Origin of the sequence: Flavobacterium endoglycinae, from assembly GCF_017352115.1 — a bacterium.
Taxonomy (GTDB): Bacteria; Bacteroidota; Bacteroidia; order Flavobacteriales; family Flavobacteriaceae; genus Flavobacterium; species Flavobacterium endoglycinae.
Genome location: NZ_CP071448.1, coordinates 324,966 through 349,674 on the forward strand (window position 1 = coordinate 324,966; position 24,709 = coordinate 349,674).

General features: G+C 33.2%; 27 protein-coding genes. 14 read left to right on the plus strand and 13 right to left on the minus strand.

Annotated elements, in window-relative coordinates:
* Positions 1–30: 30 nt before the first annotated feature.
* The 4 genes from J0383_RS01360 to J0383_RS01375 form a co-directional block, all read right to left on the minus strand.
* On the minus strand, positions 31–1,170 hold the full coding sequence (locus J0383_RS01360; protein WP_207296666.1) for an aspartate aminotransferase family protein: 1,140 nt from the start codon (positions 1,168–1,170) through the stop codon (positions 31–33).
* A 156-nt stretch (positions 1,171–1,326) separates the two neighbouring features.
* Positions 1,327–2,304, minus strand: a complete 978-nt coding sequence (gene argC / locus J0383_RS01365; protein WP_207296667.1) for an N-acetyl-gamma-glutamyl-phosphate reductase — start codon at positions 2,302–2,304, stop codon at positions 1,327–1,329.
* Positions 2,297–3,490, minus strand: coding sequence for an argininosuccinate synthase (locus tag J0383_RS01370; protein WP_207296668.1), 1,194 nt, complete (start codon positions 3,488–3,490; stop codon positions 2,297–2,299). Before J0383_RS01370 ends, argC begins: the two co-directional genes overlap by 8 nt.
* Positions 3,491–3,544: 54 nt before the next feature.
* Positions 3,545–4,192: a GNAT family N-acetyltransferase gene (locus J0383_RS01375; protein ID WP_207296669.1), complete on the minus strand. Its 648-nt coding sequence runs from the start codon at positions 4,190–4,192 to the stop codon at positions 3,545–3,547.
* 201 nt (positions 4,193–4,393) lie between these two features.
* On the opposite strand from J0383_RS01375, the gene J0383_RS01380 reads away from it, so the two are divergent.
* Positions 4,394–4,561, plus strand: coding sequence for a hypothetical protein (locus J0383_RS01380; protein WP_207296670.1), 168 nt, complete (start codon positions 4,394–4,396; stop codon positions 4,559–4,561).
* 211 nt (positions 4,562–4,772) lie between these two features.
* On the opposite strand, the gene J0383_RS01385 is transcribed toward J0383_RS01380, so the two are convergent.
* Positions 4,773–7,043, minus strand: a complete 2,271-nt coding sequence (locus J0383_RS01385; RefSeq protein ID WP_207296671.1) for a M1 family metallopeptidase — start codon at positions 7,041–7,043, stop codon at positions 4,773–4,775.
* Positions 7,044–7,229: 186 nt separating this feature from the next.
* Between J0383_RS01385 and J0383_RS01390 the strand changes: the two genes are divergently transcribed.
* From J0383_RS01390 to J0383_RS01400, 3 genes are all read left to right on the plus strand, one after another.
* Positions 7,230–8,081, plus strand: coding sequence for an aldose 1-epimerase family protein (locus J0383_RS01390; RefSeq protein ID WP_207296672.1), 852 nt, complete (start codon positions 7,230–7,232; stop codon positions 8,079–8,081).
* A 1-nt stretch (position 8,082) separates the two neighbouring features.
* On the plus strand, positions 8,083–8,631 hold the full coding sequence (locus tag J0383_RS01395; protein WP_207296673.1) for a GNAT family N-acetyltransferase: 549 nt from the start codon (positions 8,083–8,085) through the stop codon (positions 8,629–8,631).
* Positions 8,632–8,750: 119 nt separating this feature from the next.
* Complete coding sequence (locus tag J0383_RS01400) at positions 8,751–9,308, plus strand: DUF3575 domain-containing protein (protein WP_207296674.1); 558 nt, start codon at positions 8,751–8,753, stop codon at positions 9,306–9,308.
* On the opposite strand, the gene J0383_RS01405 is transcribed toward J0383_RS01400, so the two are convergent.
* Positions 9,305–9,535 carry a VF530 family protein gene (locus J0383_RS01405; RefSeq protein WP_207296675.1) on the minus strand — a complete coding sequence of 77 codons (231 nt, stop codon included), beginning with the start codon at positions 9,533–9,535 and terminating at the stop codon, positions 9,305–9,307. The genes J0383_RS01400 and J0383_RS01405 overlap by 4 nt on opposite strands.
* 105 nt (positions 9,536–9,640) lie before the next feature.
* Positions 9,641–10,297 carry an outer membrane beta-barrel protein gene (locus J0383_RS01410; RefSeq protein ID WP_207296676.1) on the minus strand — a complete coding sequence of 219 codons (657 nt, stop codon included), beginning with the start codon at positions 10,295–10,297 and terminating at the stop codon, positions 9,641–9,643.
* Between the two features lie 139 nt (positions 10,298–10,436).
* On the opposite strand from J0383_RS01410, the gene smpB reads away from it, so the two are divergent.
* The 3 genes from smpB (at position 10,437) to J0383_RS01425 (ending at position 12,700) form a co-directional block, all read left to right on the plus strand.
* A complete protein-coding gene (smpB, locus tag J0383_RS01415; protein WP_207296677.1) occupies positions 10,437–10,892 on the plus strand; it encodes an SsrA-binding protein SmpB in 456 nt (151 codons plus the stop codon).
* Positions 10,893–10,966: 74 nt separating this feature from the next.
* On the plus strand, positions 10,967–11,605 hold the full coding sequence (locus J0383_RS01420; protein WP_207296678.1) for a hypothetical protein: 639 nt from the start codon (positions 10,967–10,969) through the stop codon (positions 11,603–11,605).
* A gap of 87 nt (positions 11,606–11,692) precedes the next feature.
* Positions 11,693–12,700 (plus strand): helix-turn-helix domain-containing protein, encoded by a 1,008-nt coding sequence (locus J0383_RS01425; RefSeq protein WP_207296679.1) that lies wholly within the window; start codon positions 11,693–11,695, stop codon positions 12,698–12,700.
* Between the two features lie 28 nt (positions 12,701–12,728).
* Here J0383_RS01425 and J0383_RS01430 read toward each other — a convergent pair whose 3' ends face one another.
* Positions 12,729–13,370: a protein-L-isoaspartate(D-aspartate) O-methyltransferase gene (locus J0383_RS01430; protein ID WP_207296680.1), complete on the minus strand. Its 642-nt coding sequence runs from the start codon at positions 13,368–13,370 to the stop codon at positions 12,729–12,731.
* Positions 13,371–13,708: 338 nt separating this feature from the next.
* On the opposite strand from J0383_RS01430, the gene J0383_RS01435 reads away from it, so the two are divergent.
* The 7 genes from J0383_RS01435 to J0383_RS01465 all read left to right on the plus strand — a co-directional run bounded on the left by J0383_RS01435 (position 13,709) and on the right by J0383_RS01465 (position 20,525).
* Positions 13,709–14,674, plus strand: a complete 966-nt coding sequence (locus J0383_RS01435) for a Gfo/Idh/MocA family protein (protein ID WP_207296681.1) — start codon at positions 13,709–13,711, stop codon at positions 14,672–14,674.
* Between the two features lie 87 nt (positions 14,675–14,761).
* A complete protein-coding gene (locus J0383_RS01440; RefSeq protein WP_207296682.1) occupies positions 14,762–15,655 on the plus strand; it encodes a 3-hydroxyacyl-CoA dehydrogenase family protein in 894 nt (297 codons plus the stop codon).
* A 12-nt stretch (positions 15,656–15,667) separates the two neighbouring features.
* Positions 15,668–16,321, plus strand: coding sequence for a YggS family pyridoxal phosphate-dependent enzyme (locus tag J0383_RS01445; RefSeq protein ID WP_207296683.1), 654 nt, complete (start codon positions 15,668–15,670; stop codon positions 16,319–16,321).
* 75 nt (positions 16,322–16,396) lie between these two features.
* Positions 16,397–17,758 (plus strand): exonuclease domain-containing protein, encoded by a 1,362-nt coding sequence (locus J0383_RS01450; RefSeq protein WP_207296684.1) that lies wholly within the window; start codon positions 16,397–16,399, stop codon positions 17,756–17,758.
* 30 nt (positions 17,759–17,788) lie between these two features.
* On the plus strand, positions 17,789–18,628 hold the full coding sequence (locus J0383_RS01455; protein ID WP_207296685.1) for an ion transporter: 840 nt from the start codon (positions 17,789–17,791) through the stop codon (positions 18,626–18,628).
* A 152-nt stretch (positions 18,629–18,780) separates the two neighbouring features.
* On the plus strand, positions 18,781–19,701 hold the full coding sequence (gene miaA, locus J0383_RS01460) for a tRNA (adenosine(37)-N6)-dimethylallyltransferase MiaA (protein WP_207296686.1): 921 nt from the start codon (positions 18,781–18,783) through the stop codon (positions 19,699–19,701).
* Positions 19,702–19,778: 77 nt separating this feature from the next.
* The gene (locus J0383_RS01465) at positions 19,779–20,525 is read left to right on the plus strand and encodes an acyl-[acyl-carrier-protein] thioesterase (protein ID WP_207296687.1); all 747 of its coding nucleotides are present in this window, start codon (positions 19,779–19,781) and stop codon (positions 20,523–20,525) included.
* A 171-nt stretch (positions 20,526–20,696) separates the two neighbouring features.
* Here J0383_RS01465 and J0383_RS01470 read toward each other — a convergent pair whose 3' ends face one another.
* Genes J0383_RS01470 through J0383_RS01490 form a run of 5 tightly spaced genes read right to left on the minus strand, consistent with a single transcriptional unit; the run spans position 20,697 to position 24,662 of the window.
* Entirely contained in the window at positions 20,697–21,230 is a 534-nt protein-coding gene (locus tag J0383_RS01470) for a hypothetical protein (RefSeq protein WP_207296688.1), read from the minus strand.
* Positions 21,217–21,906 carry a peptide chain release factor H gene (gene prfH / locus J0383_RS01475; protein ID WP_207296689.1) on the minus strand — a complete coding sequence of 230 codons (690 nt, stop codon included), beginning with the start codon at positions 21,904–21,906 and terminating at the stop codon, positions 21,217–21,219. Before prfH ends, J0383_RS01470 begins: the two co-directional genes overlap by 14 nt.
* Positions 21,894–22,505 (minus strand): hypothetical protein, encoded by a 612-nt coding sequence (locus tag J0383_RS01480; RefSeq protein WP_207296690.1) that lies wholly within the window; start codon positions 22,503–22,505, stop codon positions 21,894–21,896. The genes prfH and J0383_RS01480 overlap by 13 nt, the downstream gene beginning before the upstream one ends.
* A gap of 14 nt (positions 22,506–22,519) precedes the next feature.
* Positions 22,520–23,911: an RtcB family protein gene (locus J0383_RS01485; RefSeq protein ID WP_207296691.1), complete on the minus strand. Its 1,392-nt coding sequence runs from the start codon at positions 23,909–23,911 to the stop codon at positions 22,520–22,522.
* A complete protein-coding gene (locus J0383_RS01490; RefSeq protein WP_207296692.1) occupies positions 23,901–24,662 on the minus strand; it encodes a hypothetical protein in 762 nt (253 codons plus the stop codon). The genes J0383_RS01485 and J0383_RS01490 overlap by 11 nt, the downstream gene beginning before the upstream one ends.
* Positions 24,663–24,709 lie beyond the last annotated feature (47 nt).

Genomic DNA, 24,709 nt, shown 5'->3' on the forward strand with positions numbered 1-24,709 from the left:
GATTAAACGAATTAACAGTGTAAGTCAAACTTAGTTTTTAAGCTCTTCTAAACTTTCTTTCAACGCTTTTACAAACGTATCAATATCCGCTTTTTTCACTGTAAGAGGCGGTAAAATTCTCAATAGATTTTTATTGTTTGCGCTTCCTGTAAAAATGTGCTTTTCGATAATTAATTTCTTTCTCAAAGCAGCTACGTCAAAATCAAACTCCACTCCAAGCATTAAGCCTTTTCCTTTTACTTGTTTGATTCCGTCAACTTCTTTGATTTTTTCTAAGAAATATTCGTAAACTTCATTTACATTCTTTTGTAAATCAAGCTTTTCAATTACATCTAAAACTGCAATTCCTGCTGCACAAGACAAGTGGCTTCCGCCGAAAGTAGTTCCTAATAATCCGAAACTTGCTTCGAATTTTGGAGAAATCAAAATTGCTCCAACTGGAAAACCATTCCCCATTCCTTTTGCAACTGAAATAATATCAGCGTTGATTCCGTGGTGTTGGAAAGCGAAAAATTTCCCGCTTCTTCCATATCCTGACTGTACTTCGTCTAAGATTAAAACCACATCGTGTTTTTTACATGCTTGTTCTAAAGCCTGAAAAAATTCAGTTGTTCCTTGGTCTAAACCTCCAACTCCTTGGATTCCTTCAATAATTACAGCAGCAACATCTCCTTTTGCTAATTCTGCTTCAACCAATTCGATTTGGTTTAAAGGTAAAAATGTTACTTCTTGCTGTGCATTTATTGGTGCAACAATCTTTTTGTTATCTGTAACCGCAACGGCTGCAGAAGTTCTTCCGTGGAAAGAATTATGAAAAGCTACAACTCTTGATTTTCCATTATGGAAAGAAGCTAGTTTTAAAGCATTTTCATTCGCCTCAGCACCAGAACTGCATAAAAACAACTCATAATCTTCTAATCCTGAAAGCTTTCCTAATTTCTGCGCTAATTCAACCTGCAAAGGATTCTGAATTGCATTTGAATAAAAACCTAAATGATCAAGTTGATTTTTAAGTTTTGCTACATAATCCGGCTGCGTGTGTCCGATAGAAATCACACCATGTCCGCTGTATAAATCTAAATATTCTACTCCTTTTTCATCGATAATAGTACAATCAATTGCTTTTACTGGAGTGATGTCGTATAATGGGTAAACGTTGAATAAGTTCATTTTTTGAAAAAAGTTAAATGTTATTTGTTAAAAGTTAGAAGTTCAAATACAATGCGATAAATGTCAACTAAAAACTTTAACTTAAAATTATTTGTAAAAGTTTTATGAAGTGTAGATCTAGACGTTTAACATCTAACTTTTAACTTCATACTTCCACTAAAATCCGCTTGGTTTCAAATGTAAACCTGTGGTTTCTTCCAATCCGAACATTAAATTCATGTTTTGGATTGCTTGTCCTGAAGCACCTTTGGTTAAGTTATCTATAATTGATGTTATGAGAACCCGGTTTCCTTTTTTCAATAAACTAATAATACATTTGTTCGTTTGCACAACCTGTTTCATGTTGATGTTGGTTGTTGTAACGGTTACGAAAGGCTCATTTTTATAGAATTCTTCGTATTTTTCAACTAATTGCTCCAAACTATCATCGCATAATGTGTAAAGCGTTGCAAAAATTCCTCTTGGAAAATCTCCTCTATTCGGAATAAAAAGCAATTCGCTGTCAAAATCATCCTGCAACTGAACCAAACTTTCTGAAATTTCGCCTAAATGCTGGTGTTCAAAAGCTTTATAATGCGAAAAATTGTTATTTCTCCAACTGAAATGAGAAGTTTCTGAAAGACCTACGCCTGCTCCTGTGCTTCCTGTTGTTGCATTAATATGAACATCGTTATTCAACAAATTGTGTTCTGCTAAAGGCAACAAAGCCAACTGAATAGCTGTTGCAAAACAACCTGGATTGGCAATATAATTTGCTTTTTTAATTTCTGCTTTGTTGATTTCTGGCAATCCGTAAATGAAATCCTTTCCTTCGAAATGAGCATCTTTATTCAATCTAAAATCATTTCCTAAATCGATAATTTTAGTATGACTCGCAAACTGATTTTCTTTCAAAAATGATATCGATTTTCCGTGACCTAAACACAAGAAAACAACATTCACATTCGGGTTGATTTCGGCTGTGAAATTCATTTCAATATCGCCCATCAAATCGTGGTGCGCTACAGAAAGTGGTTTCCCAGCGTTTGTTGTACTGTAAACAAAATCGATGTTTACTTTTGGATGATACATTAAAATTCTGATGAGTTCTCCGGCCGTATAGCCCGAACCACCAATAATTCCGACATTAATCATGGTCTAATTTGTTTACAGATGAGAAAATATTTTGAGCATTTCCTAAAATCTTAATAAATCCTTTTGCATCTTCAGATGTCCAAGCATTGTTCATTTCGCCATACTGACCGAAACCAGTGTTCATCAAATCATTTTCAGATTCGATTCCGTCAAGCGAAAAATGATATGGTTTTAATGAAACTGTAACCGTTCCATTTACTGTTTTTTGAGTGTCTTGCAAGAAAGTCTCAATGTTTCTCATTACAGGATCTAAAAACTGACCTTCATGAAATAACATTCCGTACCAGTTTCCTAACTGTTCTTTCCAATATTGCTGCCATTTTCCTAAAGTATGTTTCTCTAATAAATGGTGTGCTTTGATGATGATTAATGGTGCAGCAGCCTCAAAACCAACTCTTCCTTTAATTCCGATAATCGTATCGCCAACGTGAATATCTCTTCCAATTGCGTAAGCGTTTGCTAATTTTTCAAGCGCTACAATATTATTTGATGGTTTATCTGTTTTTCCGTTTAAACCAACTAATTCTCCTTGCTCAAAATGAAGCGTTACTTTTTCTTCACCTTCTTTTTGCAATTGCGAAGGATAAGCTTCGCTTGGCAATGGCTGTCCTGAAGTTAAAGTTTCTTTTCCTCCAACACTTGTTCCCCAAAGTCCTTTATTAATAGAATATTGCGCTTTTTCCCAAGAATAGCTAACACCATTTTTTTGAAGGTATTCTACTTCTTCTTGTCTTGACAATTTTAAATCTCTAATTGGTGTAATGATTTCGATTTCTGGAGCAATAGTTTGGAAAATCAAATCAAAACGAATTTGGTCGTTTCCTGCACCTGTGCTTCCGTGTGCGATTGCGCTTGCTCCAACTTTTTTAGCATATTTTATGGCTTCAATAGCTTGAAAAACACGCTCTGCACTTACTGATAATGGGTACGTATTGTTTTTTAATACGTTTCCGAAAATCAAATATTTTATAGCTTTATCATAATATTTATCTACGATTGTCAAGTTTGCGTGTTGCGCACTTCCTAACTCGTAAGCTCTTTTTTCAATAGCTGTTAATTCTTCAGCAGAAAATCCTCCTGTGTCAACAAGAACAGTGTGAACTTCGTATCCTTTTTCATTTTTTAAATATTTCAAACAATACGAGGTATCTAATCCTCCGCTATAAGCTAATACTACTTTTTTCATTTTTTATAATTTAGGCTAATACTTTCGTATGTAGCAGTTTGAGATTTCTTTTGATTAAATTTTGAATAAAAAAACAAATGACAATATTTTGTTTAAGAATAAAGCTTGTTTGATTTTCTTCAATCTGCTTAAAACAGCCTCGTTAAAAGGATGTCTCGGCGGATTTTTTTGTTTTTCCTTTGGATCGTATAACATCCCTGTACAAAGGCACATTTTATTTTCTTTGCTTTGCAAAATTGGGAAATTGGTACACGTTTTACAGCCAGCCCAAAAACTTGGATCGGTTGTCAATTCTGAGAAAGGAACTGGTTTGTAACCTAATTCAGAGTTGATTTTCATAACCGCTAAACCAGTTGTAATTCCGAATATTTTAGCATCTGGATATCTCTTCAACGAGTATTCAAAAACTTTCGATTTTATCTTTTTTGCCAAACCTAGACTTCTATAATCTGGGTGTACAATTAAACCAGAATGTGCCACGAATTTTCCGTGTTCCCAGCTTTCGATATAACAAAAACCTGCAAATTTTCCATCGGCCAGAGCAATCATCGCATCACCATTCGACATTTTTTTCTGAATGTACTCAGGAGTTCTTTTAGCAATCCCCGTACCTCTTAGTAAGGCAGATGATTCTATCGTATCGCAGATTTCTTGTGCGAATTTGAAGTGTTCTTCCTGGGTAACAACAATAGATATCTTCATTTCAATTATTGAAGTTAGAGTTAAAAATTAAAGAATGTTGTTTAGTTTGAAATCCAGAATTGAATCCAATAAAATGTAGTACAAAAAAAGTAACATTCTTAAAATCAAATAATTGATAAAGAAAAATTACAAAATAATAAATACTTTTAGGATATGTTTGTCCAATGGACAAATTATGTGATTTCAAAATGAAAAATGGATATGAATAAATATACGGTTATAAAACTCAGTGGATACTATAGAGATAGTGTCCGTACTTCGGGAGAAGTAATCGGTGAGTTTGTCCGTGACAAAGAAGTTATATGTAAACTTATTTTATTCATCGGTGCAAAAGTACACCTTTTTTTAATTTACAAAACAAAAAAATAAAATTCTAACATTTTTTTAATGGAATGTTTGTTTTTGAAGAGGCTAAGATTCTAAGTATCTAAGGTTCTAAGGTTTGTGTATGACTAAAAAATGTAAACCTAAAAACCTAAAACATGAAACTTGAAACCTGAAACTTAAAATATAAACAAAAAAAAATCCCAAACCCAACAAAAGTTGGAATTTGGGATTTTCAATATTGTATTTTTAATTCTTATTTCTTAGTGAATGGAATTGTTTGTCCATTTCCTAAAATAATCATATCGAAACCAGTTTTAGCTTCATTGTATTTGAATTTCAAACCAGCTCCTTTAGATTCAAAAGTATCTTTTTCATTTGGAACTGCTTTTACAGCAAACTTAGGAAAATCAGTAATTTCAACACTTAAAGTACTGTTTTTCTCTGTAACTTCAATGGTTAATGGTGCTCTGTTGGTTACAAATGTTCCCACATAACCATCTAAAATAACGTCTTTTTCAATTTTACCTTTTCCAGCTGTCCAAACATTATTTGATTCGTTATTATCTGGGAAAGCATGATCTGGATCTAATGTAATACTTTCAATTTCTTCAGTTGAATTATGCTTGAAAGACCATTCTGTATTGCGCTGCCAGATTTCTACAGGAAGATTAACTCTTGTAACTTTTCCGCTTTTTGTTTTTACATCCAAGACAATCGGCATAGGCATTTTATCAAAATTTTCAACAGTAATAATAACTCCTTTTGCTGGGTCATTTTTCACATATTTAATAGAATTGATTCCTTGGTCAAAACGCCAGTTGTTTACAAACCAGCTTCTCCAGAACCAGCTTAAATCTTCTCCAGCAACGTTTTCCATACTTCTGAAAAAGTCATCTGGTTGTGGATGTTTGTATGCCCAACGCTGAATATAAGTTCTAAAAGCATTATCAAAACGCTCTTTTCCTAAAATTTGTTCTCTTAAAATGATTAAACCTGCACTTGGTTTAAAGTAACATAACATACCAATATTAGCTTCCTTCATATTATCAGGAGAACTCATAATGGTTTCTAAGTCAGGTCTTGTAAATGGTTCTGCCTGCTCATGTAAATTTGTTGGTTCTTCTTTATATTCACCATTATTAAATGCCGCAGTACTTAATGAGTTGATGAAAGTATTAAATCCTTCATCCATCCAGCCAAATAATCTTTCGTTTGAACCCACAATCATTGGGAACCAGATATGTCCAAATTCATGATCTGTAACTCCCCAAAGGTCTTGTCCTTTAGATTTCCATCCGCAGAAAACAATTCCAGGATATTCCATTCCGCCTTCATTTCCTGCTACGTTTGTTGCTACAGGATAAGGATATTCGAACCATTGTTTAGAATAATGCTCGATTGAAGCTTTTACGTATTCAGTAGAACGCCCATAAGCGCCGCGTCCAGCACTTTCAACTGGATAAGCTGACAAGGCTAATGCTTTTTTACCGCTTGGAAGGTTAATTTTGGCTCCATCTAAGATAAAAGCAGCTGATGAGGCCCAAGAAAAATCACGTGCGTTTTTAATTTTATAATGCCATGTTTTCTCTGTCCCTGAATTTGCGTTAGCGGTTGAAGCAACTTCTTGTTCAGAACGAATTGTCACCGTTTGATCACTATTAGAAGCCTCTTTATATTTTTTGAAATGATCTGCAGAAAGCACTTCCTGACCATTTACCAATTCACCTGAAGCTACTACAAATTGATTAGCAGGAACGGTTAATTTTACATCAAAATCACCATATTCTAAATAAAACTCAGAAGCTCCTAAATACGGTGGAGTATTCCAGCCTCTTACATCATCATACACGCACATACGCGGGTACCATTGTGCAATTGTGAAGATTTTTCCATTTTTAGTTTCCAAAACTCCCATTCTGTCTGATCCTTCAAACGGCGCTATGAAAGAGAATTCGATTTTAACTTTTACCGAACCTCCTTTTGCCGCTAATTCCTGTGGAAGGAAAATCTGCATTCTAGTATCTGTAATAATATATTTTGCTTCAACTTCTGTTTTGTTTTTTGCACCAGAAATAACTTTTACAGACTTTATTTTGTTTCCACCATCAAAAACTTGTCCTTGCGCTCCATTACGGCTTCCTGTCAAAGGCACAACCGCATTTCCTCTTGAATCGTCTTTAAACAGGTTTTGATCTAAATTCAGCCAAAGGAAACCTAATTTATCTGGACTGTTATTGGTATAGGTAATTTCGTCTGTCCCCACAATTTCATTTGTTACAGCATTTAATTTTGCCGTAATCTGATAATCAGCTCTGTTCTGCCAGTATTCTACTCCTGGCTGACCGCTTGCTGTGCGCGTAGAAGTTCCGTTTTTAGTGTAAAAATGCGGACCAAATGCATCATGGTAATTGTAATTATTAACTGGATTTGATGCTGTAGCCGACGGAGTTTGCTGCGCCGAAACAGATAAAATCCCAAAAAATAAAGCCACGGTTAAAATGGCTTTTACAGAATGCTTTTTCATATTTTTTAGCTATTTATGTAGCAAATTAATGAAAAAAAAAGCTATCAGCAGAGAAATATCTAAGCTTAAATTTAATTTTAGCAAAATTTTACCAATAAAATAAATTAAGCGTTTTTCTTAAAAAATTAAAAATTATTAAAATATCTTTACATCACTTAAAAAACAATTCTCTTCAATTCTATTATTTTGAACACAACAATATCAAATTCAACACTTAAAGCTTCAATCAAATCGGCAGGAGCTGAATTATTTTCTTTAAAAGACAATCAAAACAAGGAATATATTTGGGAAGGAAATCCCGATTTTTGGGGCAAACACTCTCCTATTCTTTTTCCTATTGTGGGTACTTTAAAAAACAATACCTACACCGCTAATGGCAATGAATATGAGCTGTCAAGACATGGTTTTGCAAGGGATATGGAATTTCAATTGGTTGAAAAAACAGAAAACAGCGCTGTTTTTTCTTTACAATCAAATGAAGAAACATTAAAAAAATATCCATTCAAATTTGAATTGCAGCTTATTTATACTTTAGAAAATACTTCATTAAAAATAGAATACGTAGTAATTAATAAAGGTGATAGTAAAATACCTTTTTCAATTGGTGCGCATCCGGCAATAGCACTTCCGGAAAGTTTTGAAAGCTATTCTTTTAAATTCGAAAAAGAGGAATCTTTAAAATATAATTTACTGGAAAATGATTTGATTTCGAATAAGACCGAAACGCTGAAAACAACCGAAAATGTAGTTCCCTTACATTATAAACTTTTCGAAAATGATGCTCTTGTTTTTAAAACATTAGAATCGAATTCATTGACAATTCTTGAAAATTCAAAACCGTATGTTCAAATTGATTTTGAAGATTTTCCGAGTTTAGGAATCTGGACAAAAGATCAGGCTCCTTTTATTTGTATAGAACCTTGGTTTGGATATTCTGACACTGCTGATAATTCAGGAGATTTATTTCAAAAAGAAGGTATTCTTACTCTAGAAGCAGATCAAACATTTAACTCACAATTCAGTATCAAAATTTTATAAAATGCTAGAATTCAACTTTCACCCATTTCCTGTCATCGAATCAGAAAGATTGCTTTTAAGAAGAATTACGAATGATGATGTAAATGAAGTTTTCGAATTACGTTCGAATCCTGAAACCATGAAATACATTCCAAGACCATTAGTCAAAAACAACGATGATGCCTTAGCGCATATTGAAATGATTGAAGAAAAAATAAATTCAAACATTGGTATCAACTGGGGAATTACACTAAAAGGCGATTCGAAACTTTTGGGCATTATTGGTTTTTACAGAATGCAGCCAGAGAATTACCGTGCCGAAATTGGATATATGCTTAATCCTGATTTTCATGGAAAAGGTATTATTCCTGAAGCTGTTCACTTATTGATACAATATGGTTTTAAAGATTTAAAATTGCATTCTATTGAAGCTGTAATCGATCCCGAAAACCAGGCCTCAGAAAAGGTTTTACAAAAATGTGGATTTGTGAAAGAATCGCATTTTAAAGAATCTGAGTTTTGGGAAGGAAAATTTCTCGACAAAGTAGTTTACTCGCTATTAAATAGTTAGATTAATTATTTTATTTAAAAATATTTTTTTTCCTGTTAAAAGAAGTATTGAACAATAGTAAAAGGCTTCGTTGCGTTATATTTGCAACCGAAATAAATTATCCTCAGCATAAAAATACCATGAAAAAACTATCCGCCTTAATTGTTCTTTTTATATCGATTCAATTACAAAGCCAGACTTTCGTAAAATTTAATGGCGCTACTGCTGCAATTTTAATTCCTAATATTGGAATAGAAACGAGTATTGGTGAAAAAACAACTTTTAGTGCAGATGTAATGGTTTCATTCTGGGAAAGCTTTAATGGAAATAATCCAATGAAATTCATCACTGTGACTCCTGAAATCCGTTACCATTTTAAAGAAAAATACAATGGATTTTATGCTGGAGCACACATTGGTGCTGATAAATATGAAATTCAAAAATGGAACTATTGGGACACCAACAAATACGAAGACGGTTTTGGATACAGAATTGGTGCCACTGTGGGTTATAATTTAAAAATAAACGATAAATTTTTACTTGATATTTTTGTTGGCGGTGGCTGGCACCAAGGCTTCTATCATGGCAAATATAATGATGGAACACCAGGAAGATATGAAACAGCACCAAACTGGAACAAAAGCGGTGAATGGCTTCCGTATCGTGGCGGGGTAATGCTTTCTTATAAATTGAATTAATTAGTATTCAGTTTAGGAAGTGTTTTAATATACAGATTTTCAACTTTTTTGCGCGCCCAGTCTGTTTTTCTTAGAAACGTTAAACTTGATTTCACACTCGGATTTGAATTAAAACATTTTATTGGAATTAATTCTCCCAAAGTATCAAATCCATAATATTCAACGAGAGTTTCTACAATTTTCTGAAGTGTAATTCCATGTAAGGGATCTTTCGATTGATTTTGCATATTTTTATTTTTTAAATAATAGTAAAAGACCGTATTTTTCAATACGGTCTTCTTTTTCGCAAAATTACTAAAATAGAATTTTACTGTAATCAAATAAAAAATGAATTAGAATATAAACTTAAATCCAACTGAAATTGGAGAAGTTAAGTTTGGATTGCTTCCACCTAATGCTGTATTATAATAAGAATCCACATTAGCAACGTGCGCTAATCCAAAATTTGTAACAGTTGTTTTCTCACCATTCTCTGGCTTTAAAGTTGTAGATGTGAAGTTTGCTAAATCATAAGAAAACTCAACAGAGAAATTCTTTGTAACAAAATAATCAAGACCACCAGAAACAGATAAACCAACTTGGTTTACTTTTAAGTTACTTTCCTTTTCTTTTCCAGTTATAACTGGTATTGCTGCCTGTCCGAAGAAATACAATGAACCAGCCACATTCCAATATTTCCTAACTAAAGGTTGAAAAACAAATAAATCTGTTTTTGCTAGTGTTTTAATATCTGGACTTCCTGTTGAATACCCATCTGATTTAATATTAATATAACCAATTCCGGCTCCAACGGCAACGGATGGCGTAACAAACGTACCAACTATTGGCAATACCGATATGCTTGTTCCTTTAATCTCTCCGCTTTTGGTCTGCTGATAACCGAATTGAGAAGTGGCGAACCAAGCTCCTTTTAGTCCTTGTGCTGAATCTTGGGCTTTAGCGGTTAAACCCATTAATACAATGCTGACTAATGTTACAATTTTTTTCATTATAAATTTGTTTTTGAAATTATACGACAAACTTATGAGGAAGCTTTTCCGGCGAGGATGATTAAAATCATAGATTAAAAAAAATCTTTAATTATATTTAAGCACGTTAAAGTTTTGCAATTTTCCTTACTTTTGTAACATGTTAAAATCAGTCAATATACTTAATAAGAGAGCTCGTTTTGATTACGAGATTATCGACACCTATACTGCCGGTATTGTTTTGGCAGGAACCGAAATTAAATCTATCCGTTTAGGAAAAGCGAATATTACCGAAAGTTTCTGCGAGTTTAGTAACAATGAACTTTTTGCTATTAACACTTACATAGAAGAATATTCTTTTGGAAATCAATTCAATCACAGTTCACGAAGCGAACGTAAATTGCTTTTAAACAAAAGAGAATTAAAAACTCTTGCCAGAAGTGTTCAGGCAAAAGGTCTTACGATTATTCCTCTAAAGTTATTTACTAACGAAAAAGGTCTTGCCAAACTTCAGATTGGTCTTTGTAAAGGAAAGAAAAACTACGATAAACGTGAATCTTTGAAAGAACAAGACACGAAACGTGATTTGGACCGAATTAAAAAAGCATATAATTAAGTTTATTTAAATCTTACAAATTTCTGTTAATCAATATTTTATAGTTATTTTTACTACAAATAATAACTGTAAATATGAAAAAGTACTTAATTTCCTTACTTGTAATTCTGTCATTTTCAAATTGTGGCAGTAATACCGCTATAGTTAACAGCTGGCGAGATCCAAAATTAACCGTAGCTCAAGAACACTTCAAAAAAGTTTTAGTGGTAGTGCTGGTTAAAGACGAAGCTTCACGTAGAATTGCCGAAAACAGAATTGCAGCCAGTAATCCTGTATTTAAAACTTCCTATCAGTATCTAAACGAAGCTAAGCAGCTTACAAAAGAGCAGAAATTAAAAATCCTGCAGGATGAAAATTTTGATGGAGTCGTTACTATGCGTTTAGTAAGCACCGAAAAAGAAACCACATACGTTCCTGGTACTTACACAGGAATGTATTACGGAGGCTTCGACGGACTAGATACAGGTGTGTATGGATATGGTTTTGGAAATTGGTATGGAATGTATGCTCCTAATTTCTACGATCCGGGATACTATCAGGAAACCACCTATTATATGGTTGAAACCAATGTTTTTTCATTGAAAGAAAACAAACTAATCTGGACAGGAACTACAAAATCCGATTATGTAACAGATATAGGCCAAACTGTTGATGCCATAATGCAAGCCGTTGTTAAAGAAATGAGAAAAGACGGTTCACTTCCTCCAAAATAAAAATATCAAAAAGCAGTATTTCAAAAATACTGCTTTTCTTTCGCTTAAAAAATTGACTAAATTTGTCAAGACTAAATATTTCATAAAATGAAATCACTTTTAAAAAATGCTAGAGAACAAAAAGGTTTAAAAACTCGTGAATTGGCTCAACTTACTGGAATTGATCAGGCTTTGATCAGTAAATTTGAATCAGGTACTCGAAAACCAACTAAAGATCAGGTTACGAAACTTTCGCAGCTTTTAGAAATTGATTATGAAACTTTGATGGTAGTCTGGCTTAAAGAAAAGATTCTTTATGAAATTGGTGATAATGAATTTGCTTTGAAAGCTTTACTTCTTGTAGAACAAGAAATTCAGAAAAACAAAAAGGAAATTGATTTTGCAATACTATCTTCTAATCAAATCATTTTAGATGAAATCGAAGCATTAAAAAATCAACTTCAATCTTTTAATCATTTTGAATTACGTCAAATCTCCAAAACCTTAGAATTGGAATTTATTTTTAAAAGTATTCATTCAAATGGAAATTCTCTAACATTAGAAGAAACAAAATCAGTCATTAATGAAGGAACTACCATTTCTGGAAAAAACATGCAAGAACATCTCGAAGCAATTAATTTTCAAGAAATAACGACTTATATAAAAGATTTAAGTCAAAAGAAAACTGGTTTAAGTGAAAAAGAGTTTCTTTCGATTCATAATTTAATTTTCAAAGGAATTAAATTCGAAAATGCAGGAAAATACAAAAATGATCCGCTGGTTTCACGAGAAATGAATTTACTTTTTAATTGGTACGAGACACATAAAAACAATCTTAACCCAATAATTCTGGCGTCTGAAATATATTTAAAAATCCTAGACATTAATCCTTTCGAAAAAGGAAATCTTCAAATTGCAAACATAATAATGAACTGGATTTTACTTCAAAATAATTATATTTATTCTGTGGCTCAAAATGATAAAAATAGACCCAATGAATATTTTTCTGCCTTAGATGAATACCAAATCAAAAATGACAAATCTGTTTTCATAAATTATATTCTTAAAATCGAAAAAGAAAACCTTATAAATGCAATACAATTGAATGCAAAATAAAAAAGCCCGTATGAACGGACTTTTTTATTTAATTTTTATCTTCTAATAAAGGAACAAATCTAAATTCTCCAAACTCATGTTTTTCAAATTGAGTTTCATTCTTTCTGATTAATAAAGTCATAATCTGAACATCTTCTCCTAATGGAATAACCAACCTTCCTCCTATTTTCAATTGCGCCATTAAAGGCTGCGGAATGAAAGGCGCCCCTGCTGTAACTATAATGCTATCAAAAGGAGCAAAATTTGGAAGTCCTTTATATCCATCCCCAAAAGTAACGTGCTTTGGACGAATGTTTAATTTTGGAAAAAGATTTGACGTTGTTTTAAATAATTCATTTTGTCTTTCAACTGTATATACTTTAGCACCTAAAGCAAACAAAACAGCCGTTTGATAGCCAGAACCCGTTCCAATTTCCAAAACTTTATGATCTTTCTTAACCTCAAGCAATTGTGATTGAAAGGCAACCGTATAGGGTTGTGAAATCGTCTGCCCTGCGCCAATAGGAAATGCTTTGTCCTGATAAGCGAAATCTTCAAAACTTGAATTCAAAAAAAGGTGTCTCGGGATTTTTTTTATCGCATCCAAAACCGCTCTATCAGTAATTCCTTTCTGCTCTAAAGTGGTTACTAATTGATTACGAAGTCCTTGATGTTTGGCAGTATCTTTCAAAATAAGTAGGTTTTATTTTCGCAAAAATAAGAAACAAAACAGGATTTCAAATATTGATTTTTAAATAATAAAGTGTAAAGTCCGAAGTCAAAAGTCAAAAGCCATAAATTGTCAGGCTGAGCGAAGTCGAAGCCCTTTGTGTTTTAACTATACGCCCTTCGACTTCGCTCAGGGTGACAAGTCTTAAGATGAAGATAAAATTTACGACCAACGACAAACAAATAACGATCAATAACACACAACTAACAACTAACATTTCACAAATCACAATTCACAATTACCTAAATTCATTTTCACGTTAAACAAATAAATTATATTTTTGTTTAAAATACATTCTCATGTTAAAAGTAGGAGTTTTAGGTGCTGGTCATCTTGGTAAAATACATTTACGCTTATTACAACAATCTGACAAATACGAACTAGTTGGATTTTACGACGAAAATCAAGAAAATGCCGAAAGAATCTCAAAAGAGTTTGGCTATAAAAACTTCAGCACAATTGCAAAACTCATTCACGCTGTTGACGTGATTGACATTGTTACTCCAACACTTTCACATTATAAATGTGCAAAAGTGGCAATCAAATCTGGAAAACATATCTTTATTGAAAAACCAATTGCCAACACTGTAGAAGAAGCTGAAGAAATCATTGCTTTGGCCAAAGAATACAATGTAAAAGGACAAGTAGGTCACGTAGAGCGCTTTAATCCTGCTTTTATTGCTACAAAAAACATGATCGAAAATCCGATGTTTATAGAAACACATCGTTTGGCCGAATTTAATCCGCGTGGTACAGACGTTCCAGTGGTTTTAGATTTAATGATTCATGATATTGATGCCATTTTGAGTGTTGTAAATTCAAAAGTAAAAGACATTCACGCTAGTGGTGTATCCGTAATTAGTGATACTCCGGATATTGCCAACGCTAGAATAGAATTCGAAAACGGATGTGTAGCCAATTTAACTGCAAGCAGAATTTCATTAAAAAACATGCGTAAGTCACGTTTCTTTCAAAAAGACGCTTACATTTCTGTTGACTTTTTAGAAAAGAAATGTGAAGTCGTACGTATGAAAGATGCACCAGAAGTACCTGGAGATTTTGATATGATTCTTCAAAATGCCGAAGGTGTAAAAAAACAAATCTATTTTACTAATCCAGATGTAGAGCAAAATAATGCTATTTTGGACGAGTTAAATTCATTTGCCGACGCAATCAATAATAACACAACTCCTGTTGTAACGCTTGAACAGGCAACTGACGCATTGCGAGTGGCCTATCAAATTATTGATTGTTTTAATAAATAAGTAATTTTCAAAAAAATAAGTTAGCCACGAATTCACAAATTAATTAGTGAATTCGTGGCTAAATCATAAAAAAAATATCTCTCAAATATGAAAACAATAGCTGTAATTGGAGCAGGAACTATGGGTAACGGAATTGCGCATACTTTTGCACAAAGCGGATTTACTGTAAAATTAATCGACGTTTCTGAAAAATCATTAGATAAAGGAATGGCAACTATTGCTGCCAATTTAGATAGAATGTTATCTAAAGGTACCATTACTCAAGAAGATGTTACCAAAACAATTACCAATATTATTACGTATACCGATATAAAAGATGGTGTTGTTGGAGTTGATTTAGTTGTTGAAGCAGCAACTGAAAATGTAGAGCTAAAACTAAATATCTTTAAACAATTAAACGAATATTGCTCGCACAATACCATTTTAGCAACTAACACTTCTTCTATTTCAATTACACAAATTGGAGCTGTTGTAGCACATCCTGAACGTGTTATCGGAATGCACTTTATGAATCCGGTGCCAATTATGAAATTAGTTGAAATCATTCGCGGGTACAATACAAGCGACGAAGTAACTAAAATCATCATGAACTTATCTGAAAAATTAGGTAAAGTTCCAGTTGAAGTAAACGATTATCCTGGATTTGTAGCAAACAGAATTTTAATGCCTATGCTAAATGAGGCAATCGAAACGTTATATAATAAAGTTGCAGGCGTTTACGAAATTGACACGGTTATGAAACTAGGAATGGGACACCCAATGGGACCTCTTCAATTAGCTGATTTTATCGGTCTTGACGTTTGTCTAGCTATTTTAAACGTAATGTACGACGGATTTAAAAACCCAAAATATGCTCCTTGCCCACTTTTAGTAAATATGGTTAGAGCTGGAAAATTAGGCGTTAAATCTGGAGAAGGTTTTTATGATTATAGCGAAAGCAAAAAAGCAGAGAAAATTTCGAAGCAGTTTATTCTTTCATAAAAGAGAAATATCATGTCGATTCAATCGAATTTAAATACAATTCAAGCAACTTTACCTGAACACGTAACTCTTGTGGCCGTTTCAAAAACAAAACCTGTTTCCGACTTGATGCAGGCTTACGAAGCGGGTCAGCGAATATTTGGAGAAAACAAAATTCAGGAAATGACTGAAAAATGGGAACAAATGCCAAAAGACATTCAATGGCATATGATTGGACATGTTCAGTCGAATAAAGTAAAATTTATGGCACCGTATGTCAGTTTGATTCATGGTGTTGATAGTTTGAAATTATTACAGGAAATCAACAAGCAAGCTTTAAAAAACAAGAGAGTTATAGATTGTCTTCTTCAAATTTACATCGCTGAAGAAGAAAGCAAATTTGGTTTGGACGAAAAAGAACTGAATGAACTTTTAACTTCTCTGGAATTTAAAGAATTAAAAAATATTCGTATCTTAGGTTTAATGGGAATGGCTACTTTTACCGAAGATCAAAACCAAATAAAAAAAGAATTCACACATTTAAAATCTATTTTTGACTCTATCCAAAAACTACAGATTGTTGATTTAAAAACAATTTCAATGGGAATGTCTGGAGATTATCAATTAGCCATAGAATGCGGAAGCACAATGGTGAGAATTGGAAGCAGCATTTTTGGCGGGCGCTAAAATTCAAAAATAGTTAGACGCACTGCAGTGCGCCTCTACACCAAAAACTGAATACTAAAAACTGAGCACTAAAATTTGTACGCGATACTAGACATAGAAACCACTGGAGGACAATTTAATGAAGAAGGAATTACCGAAATCGCCATCTATAAATTTGATGGACATGAAGTAATTGACCAATTCATCAGCCTTGTTAATCCTGAAATTCCGATTCAGCCTTTCGTAGTAAAACTAACCGGAATCAATAATGCTATGTTACGTTCTGCTCCCAAATTTTACGAAGTCGCAAAACGCATTATCGAAATCACTTCAGATTGTGTAATTGTCGCTCACAATGCCTCTTTTGATTACCGAATACTTCGTACAGAATTCAGACGTTTAGGCTACGACTTCGAAGCTAAAACACTTTGTACCGTAGAATTAGCAAAAAAACTAATTCCAGAACAACCTTCATATAGTTTAGGAAAACTAGTGCGCGCACTTGGAATTCCAATGGCAGATAGACATCGCGCCAGCGGAGATGCTATGGCTACTACAAAGCTTTTTAAAATGCTTTTAGAAAAAGATACCGAGAAAACTATCGTAAAAGATTTTATAAAACTCGAAGTTGAAAAAGGAATCGCTCCTAAATTTTTAGACATTTTAACTCAAATGCCAACTAGAACCGGCGTTTATTACATTTATAACGAAAGTGGTACTTTAATTTATATTGGCAAAAGCCAAAACATCAAAAAAAGAATCAATCAGCATTTTACCGGCATAACCACTAAAAGTAAAAGAATTCAAGCCGAAGTTTTTACCATAACTTATGATGAAACTGGAAGCGAATTAATTGCACTTTTAAAAGAAAGTCAAGAAGTAAAAATCAACCGCCCGAGATACAATCGTTCACAAAAGAAAACCGTTTTTCCTTTCGCCTTATATGCCGAAAAGGATACAAATGGATACATTAATCTAAGGCTTGAAAAAGCAGATGGACGTAGAAAAGAAATCGCATCGTTTGTTTCTTTACAGGAAGGCAAAAATACCCTTTTCCGATTTACGGCAAAATATCATTTGTGCCAAAAATTAACGGGTTTGTATGAAACCAAAAAAGAATGTTTTCAATATAAAATTAAAGAATGTGACGGAGCCTGCATTGGCGAAATCACACCAGAAGTTTACAATTTAAGAGTACAGCAATTCATAGCCGAAAATAGTTTCGAAAACAAAAATATGGTCTTAATCGACAGAGGCCGAAATGTGAACGAAAGAAGCGCAATTTTAATTGAAGACGGAACTTATAAAGGATACGCTTATTACGATTTAAATTATCAAATCACCAATATCGATATTTTAAAAAACATCTTGATTCCAATGCAGCACAATCGTGATGTAAAAAATATCATTCAAAATTATATCCGCAAAAGCAAGTCTTTAAAAATACTTCACTTTTAACAAAACAAAACTTTCATTATCTTTAAGGATATGAAAAAGAAAAAATCACAATACGAACTCTTCAGAGAAAAGGTCAAAATTATTCTATATGGAACCAATACTATATTAGGACGAATGTTCGATTTGGTTCTTTTAGGTTTAATATTACTGAGCGTTTTATTAATAATGCTTGACACTGTTCAGGGGATCAGTTCCAAATATCATTATCAATTGTGGATATGCGAATGGGTAATTACGATATTTTTCACTATCGAATATATTTTGCGAATAATTTCCATCCAAAAACCCGTTAAATACATTTTCAGCTTTTACGGAATAATCGATTTACTAGCGGTTTTACCCATGTATTTATCGATATTTTTTCCAGGAGCGAGTATTTTATCAATTGTCAGAGCATTGCGTTTCCTTCGATTATTCAAAATTTTGCATCTTCCTCAAATTTCACATCAATCACTACAATTAAAAGAAGCTATTGATGCCAGCAAAGAAAAAATTCTCGTTTTTATTTACTTCGTTTTAATCAGTACCATTATCATTGGATCAATAATGTATTTAGTGGAAGGTAAAGAATCAGGATTTACAAGTATCCCTATGGCAATTTATTGGACAATTGTAACCTTAACAACAGTTGGTTACGGAGACATTTCACCTCAAACTCCACAAGGACAATTTATTGCAGCATTGGTGATGATTTTAGGTTACGGAATTATCGCAGTACCAACCGGAATCGTAACTGCCGAATTTGCCAAAAAAAGTCTCAATAACAATTCCGTAAACACTAAAAAAACTTGTAAAAAATGTCAGGCACAAGTTCACTTCGATAGTGCTAAATATTGCCACGAATGCGGAACAGAATTGTCTAATAATTAATTTATGAAGCTAATCCAGCTGTACATTGCAACTCCTCCTTATCTTTGTTGTTTTTTAAAGTCATAAAAGGAGCTTCCGCTGGTCGCTCTTTTATTTCAAAAAAACAAACAAATATAAGTCCGGGGTTTCCATTTCCATCTGGGCTAAAAAATATGAAATACCTAATAACAATCGTCGGACCTACAGCTATCGGGAAAACAGCCCTGAGCATTGCTTTGGCACAACATTTTAAATGCGAAATTATTTCCTGCGACAGCCGTCAGTTTTTTAAAGAAATGACAATTGGAACCGCTGTTCCAAGTCAAGAAGAATTAAACGCTGCAAAACATCATTTCATTCAAAATAAATCCATTTTCGAAAACTATACGGTAGGTGATTACGAAAAAGAAGCACTTTCAAAACTAGAAGAATTATATCAAAACGATGATTTTGTAATTCTAATTGGCGGATCAGGTTTGTATGTTGATGCCGTTTTAAAAGGTTTTGACGAATTCCCTGAAATCGCACCAGAAGTTCGCTTAGAAGTAAATTCCAATTACGAAAAATTCGGAATCGAATATCTTCAGGAACAATTACAAAGTTTAGATCCAGATTATTATCAAAAAATAACCATTGAAAATCCGCAGACATTACAAAACCCGCAGCGAATGATGCGTTTTGTAGAAGTTTGCATTGGATCGCAAAAACCTTATTCTTCATTTTTAAACTTAAAGAAAAACAACCGAAACTTCACTCCTATTTTAATTGGTTTAGACGCCGAAAGAGAAATAATTTACAACAGAATCAACCAGCGCGTAGATATCATGATGAATGAAGGTTTGCTAAAAGAAGCAGAAACGCTTTATCCTAACAAAGAGCTAAATGCTTTACAAACTGTCGGTTATAGAGAATTATTTAGTTATTTTGACGGAGAATTCACTTTGCCTTTTGCAATTGAAGAAATAAAAAAGAACACACGAAGATTTTCAAAAAGACAATTAACTTGGTTCAAACGAAACGAAAACACCAAATGGTTTGATTATGCGTTAGATAGAAAACAAATCATAAATTACATTGAAGATAAAACAAAATAATATTTTCTCTTTGTTCTATATTCTTTGTTCTCTCCTCCAAAAATCTAAAATCAACAATCTAAAATCTAAATTTAGAAATGCCAATATCACCAAATTTCACATCCGTTTTAAGTAAAGACTGGGAAATCAATTTCACACAGTGTACACCAAACGGTTACTTAAAATACACCGATTTATGCAATCTTTTACAATTAACCGCAGCAGCGCATTCTGAAGTTGGCGGAATCAGTTTTACAGATATGCAGGAATTTGATCAGGCTTGGGTTTTAAGCAGAATGCGTGTCGAAATAACGGCTTTACCAAAATGGCAGGATGTTGTAACGGTAAAAACATGGATTAACAGTCTTGAAAATTCACGTTCTGTTCGTGCACTAGAAATGTATGTAAACGGCAAAAAGATTGTGGGAAGCGAAACGTATTGGGCTGTTTTCAATACCAAAGCACGTCGTCCAGAAGCTTTGGCTTTACCTTTTGAACATTTTGAACTTTTCCCAGATCAAAGAGCAACTATTGAAGGTTTTTCTCGAATCAACATCAATCCTGAAAAAGAATCTGTTTTTGAAAAAACCGTTTATTTATCTGATTTAGATATTGTAAATCATGCTAATAACGTAAAATACTTAGAATGGTGTCTCGATCATGTTGATGCAAAAAGAATTTTGAAACAAGAAGTAAAAAGTTTTGAAATGAACTTTTTAAAAGAGCTTTCTCTAAACGATCAAGTCGTTATTCACGAAAGTGATAATGAAGATCATTCTGCAACAACTTTCAGTATTACAAAAGGAGATAAAAATTGCTTTGCATTAGAATTGCACTGGAAATAAATTACGTGATTCCTGCAAGATTTTTAAAACCTTGTATGTCTATTATTTTATAGTGATCTTCAAATTTAATTTTTAATATTAAAACTAAAAATACCTACAAGGTTTTAAAAACCTTGCAGGAAATTGGACCCAATAAAAAACGATGCAAATTGCATCGTTTTTTATTAAAAATCATTTCGATTTCTTTTTAGAGTCTTTCTTCTCTTTTTTAGGCTTCTTCTTTTTCAACAAATCAACTTTGTCTTTAATTCGTTTTTCAACATCGCTAATTCCAGTGTCATAATCGTGCTGAATAGAATATAACTTTGCTTGTTTAATTACTTTCAAAGCTTCTTTAAATTTATGCTGAACCTCTAAAAGAATGGCTTTCTTTACAAAAATTACCGACTTATTAATTCCTTTAATAGTTAAAGCAAAGTCAATTAATTTTTGAGCTTCTTCGTAATCTTCGTTTAAAATTAAAGTCTGCAAATAATGTGGATAAACTTCAAAAGCATGAATATTAATCGCTAAAGCTTCCTGAAAATAGGATTTAGCTTCTTCATAATTCATCAAATGTTCAGCCTGAATTCTTCCGTACAAACACAGAACCATTGTATTTTTCGAATCATAAGAAAAAGCATAATCCAAAGATTCAATAGTTTCTTCAAGCGAGTACGGATAATTATCTAAAGCCTGAAAAAGGTATTTATCAATTGTTTTCATTTCGTAAATCATTTTTTAATTTCTGACGAGTTCCTTTGTAACTTTTCTCCACTTTGTTCTTTTTAAAATCACTTCCAGTAAAAACTCTCACAGGATTTCCACGCTGCACATTAAGCTGATTTTCCCATTGTTTTCCCACATGATTTTTAAGCTGAAGCAATTTCTCGTCTTCTAGTTTTTTAATTAATCTTTCTGTTGCCAGTTTTTTGTTCTGATGCTGCGAACGGCTGTCCATTGCTACAACGGCAATTCCTGTTGGAATATGAGTCGCTCGAATCGCAGAACTCACTTTGTTAACGTGCTGTCCACCTGCTCCAGAACTTCGCATAGCTTGATACTGAATATCATTTTCCGAAAACAAACTGTTCTTTTGCTGTTCGATTTCAAATATGCCGATAAACCAATTTTTGCGTTTGTGCATTTTTCTAAACTGGCTTTGACCAATCCATTGAACGGTTCCTATCCAAGAATTCACAAACTGATCTGCATTTTTTCCTTTTACTGCAATCGAAGCTGTTTCCACCGTTCCATTTTCAGTTCCTGCTTCTCTTTGTAGTAAAACTGTTTCCAGTTGATGCTCCTGCGCTTCTTCGAGTACTTTTTTAAGCACTTGGGCAACCACCCAAGTGCATTCTGCAGGTCCGCGACCCGCTGTTATTTGAATTATTCTTTCCATTTCTTTAAAATTTTGAGCAGCTTTTCTCTGTTTTTTGCTGCTTTTACAAATTGCGGCAATCTTGCCACTAAACTTGATGTATAATTCACTTTTGAATTTCGTTCTCTTAAACCTGCATTAATATATCTTTCCAAATAATAAATATGATCCAGATTGTAAGCCCAAAAAATCTCGTTATCAAACTCTTTCTGAAACCAAAGTGGTAAGTTGTACCATCTTTCTCTCATCAATCCTTTCTCAAATTTTGATTCTTCTATAATTTCTTTTATTTTAGTTTTTCCTTCTTCCTGAAAATTACAATGTGGGCATCTTGTTTTATAAATCAAAGATTTCTTTTTGAAAGCTTGTGACTCAAACTCATATGATTTTCTGCAATTAATACAATATCTTTTTCCGTAAGCAACATATTTTATAATTGGCTGCCTAGGTTTGGTAAAACAATGTTTACATTCAAAAGACATTACTTTACATTTACCACATTTACAATCTTCTGCAGGCTTTTTTAAAATAGATGCCTTAGATTCACAATTTGGACATTTAACGAAAATCTCATCATTAAAACTTCCTAAGAACTTATTTTCATCCTGAAATCTTTCCATAATCTTTTCCATTTTTATCGATCCATTCTAACAATTCTAGGTGTAAAAGTTCCCAAAACTTCAACTAATTCCGTTTGGTTTGCCATTACTTTTGTGATGTCTTTGTAAGCCATTGGAGCTTCATCAATATTACCGCCGATTAAAGTCACGTCATGTTTTTTCAATTCTTTGTTAATCTGACTTTGTGTAAAACTGCTTTTACATTTTGCTCTCGAAAACAAACGTCCAGCACCATGCGAAGCCGAATTCAAACTTTCTGCATTTCCTTTTCCTTTCACAATAAATCCTGGCGCTGTCATCGAACCCGGAATAATCCCAAGCTGACCTTCGCCTGCAGGTGTTGCTCCTTTTCTGTGTACAATACATTCTTGACCGTTTACCATTTCTTTCCATGCAAAATTGTGATGGTTTTCAATCGTAACCACTACTCTTTTTCCAATCGCTTTAGCAATTCGTCTGTGAATATCATCATGACAGGCTTTTGCATATTCTCCTGCTAAATTCATTGCCAGCCAATATTCCTGACCATCGTGTGTATTCAAATCTAGCCAAGCTAAATGCTGCACATTTTTGGGTAACGGACATTGTTTAGCTGCCAGATACGTGTAATGTTTGGCTATGTTAGCACCCAATCCACGAGAACCGCTGTGTGATAAAACGGCAAAATATTCTCCTTTTTCCAGTTTCCATTCGTTCTCTGGATTGTCAATTTTAGCGATTCCGAACTCTACGAAATGATTTCCTCCACCAGAACTTCCCAATTGCTTATATGCTTTTGGTAAAAGATTCTTTAACAACGGAATGTCTTGAAATTCGCTTTTATGAAAAACCTCATGATCGACTCTAGACGATTGCACTTCGTTCATTCCGAACTTTGTATTGTCTCTTAAAATGGCTTCTAGTTGATGTTCTCTTCCTTTAAAATGAGAAGCTGGTAAATCAAAAATTGAAAGGCTCATTCGGCATCCAATATCAACACCAACTCCATATGGAATAACCGCATTATCAGTAGCTAACACACCACCAATTGGCAGACCGTAACCCGAATGCGCATCTGGCATTAAAGCACCAGCAACCGAAATTGGCAGTTTCAAAGAATCATATAATTGAAATTTTGCCTGCTGGTCGATTTCATTTTCACCGAAAATGGTAAAAGGCGATCTCGTTGTTTTAAGCTGATGCATTCTTACTTGGACAGGTTTGATTAAGCCTTCGGCAACTTTTCCCCACGTTCCGTTTCCTTCATATTTTTCAGGATTTAACAGCACGTCTTTTGCTTCTGTTAGAATAGATTCTTTTTTTTCTCTTTTTCTATATCTGTTTATCTGCCCTAAGGCGATATTTATTGAATTGTTCTTTGGAAAACCTAATTTAATCAGGTCTTTTCCAGTTAGTTTATTTCCCATGATTTTCTATCATTTCATCTGCATATTGCTGATACAAAGCATGCAGACTTTTATTTTTAATTGGATTTTTCTCTTTTGGGTTTTCTTTTCTATAAAATTTCCAAGTATTAGAATATCCATTAACTAATCTGTTTATTTTTTCTCTTAAATGATGATTCACAATATAATTTTCAATAAGTTGAATTTGACTTTCTAAATCCGAATCGACCATTTTGGTGTGTGTTATCATATATGGACTAACACGAAGTACATATCGCCAAGGCTCATTAAATACATAATGAATTCTATATTGTTTCCAGTTACTACACCAGCGCTCTCTTCTATAAAAATGCGCTTTTTCTTTTTCGGTCAATTCTAACTTTGAACTTTTCCATTCCCATTCTGAAAATTCTTTTACAGTTTGGAATTTTTCAACATAAACATATTTTCTTTTTCTCTTTTTCTTTCTTTTAAAAGCTTTTTCAGATGAAAACTGCCATGTATTTATTTTTTCCAATAATTCTATGTAAAATGGAGCTTCGCTTGATTTGGCAACATCATCTCTTAATTTAAAATTTCGCTGCCAACCTTTTTGATAGGGTACTTCGAGAGGAACTAACGGCAAATCACGTCGTTTGTTCCAAAGTTCTTTTTCAAGTTTTCTTAACTGAATTAATTGTTTATCAAAATCTTCCTTTACTAATCTTTTCTTTTTTCTTTTACTTTTAAAACGAGTGCATAAAGCATACTCATCTACCGTATAATTTTCCATAAAAAATTATCGTGCATTAAATTAATAGCCAAAAAGGCATACCATTT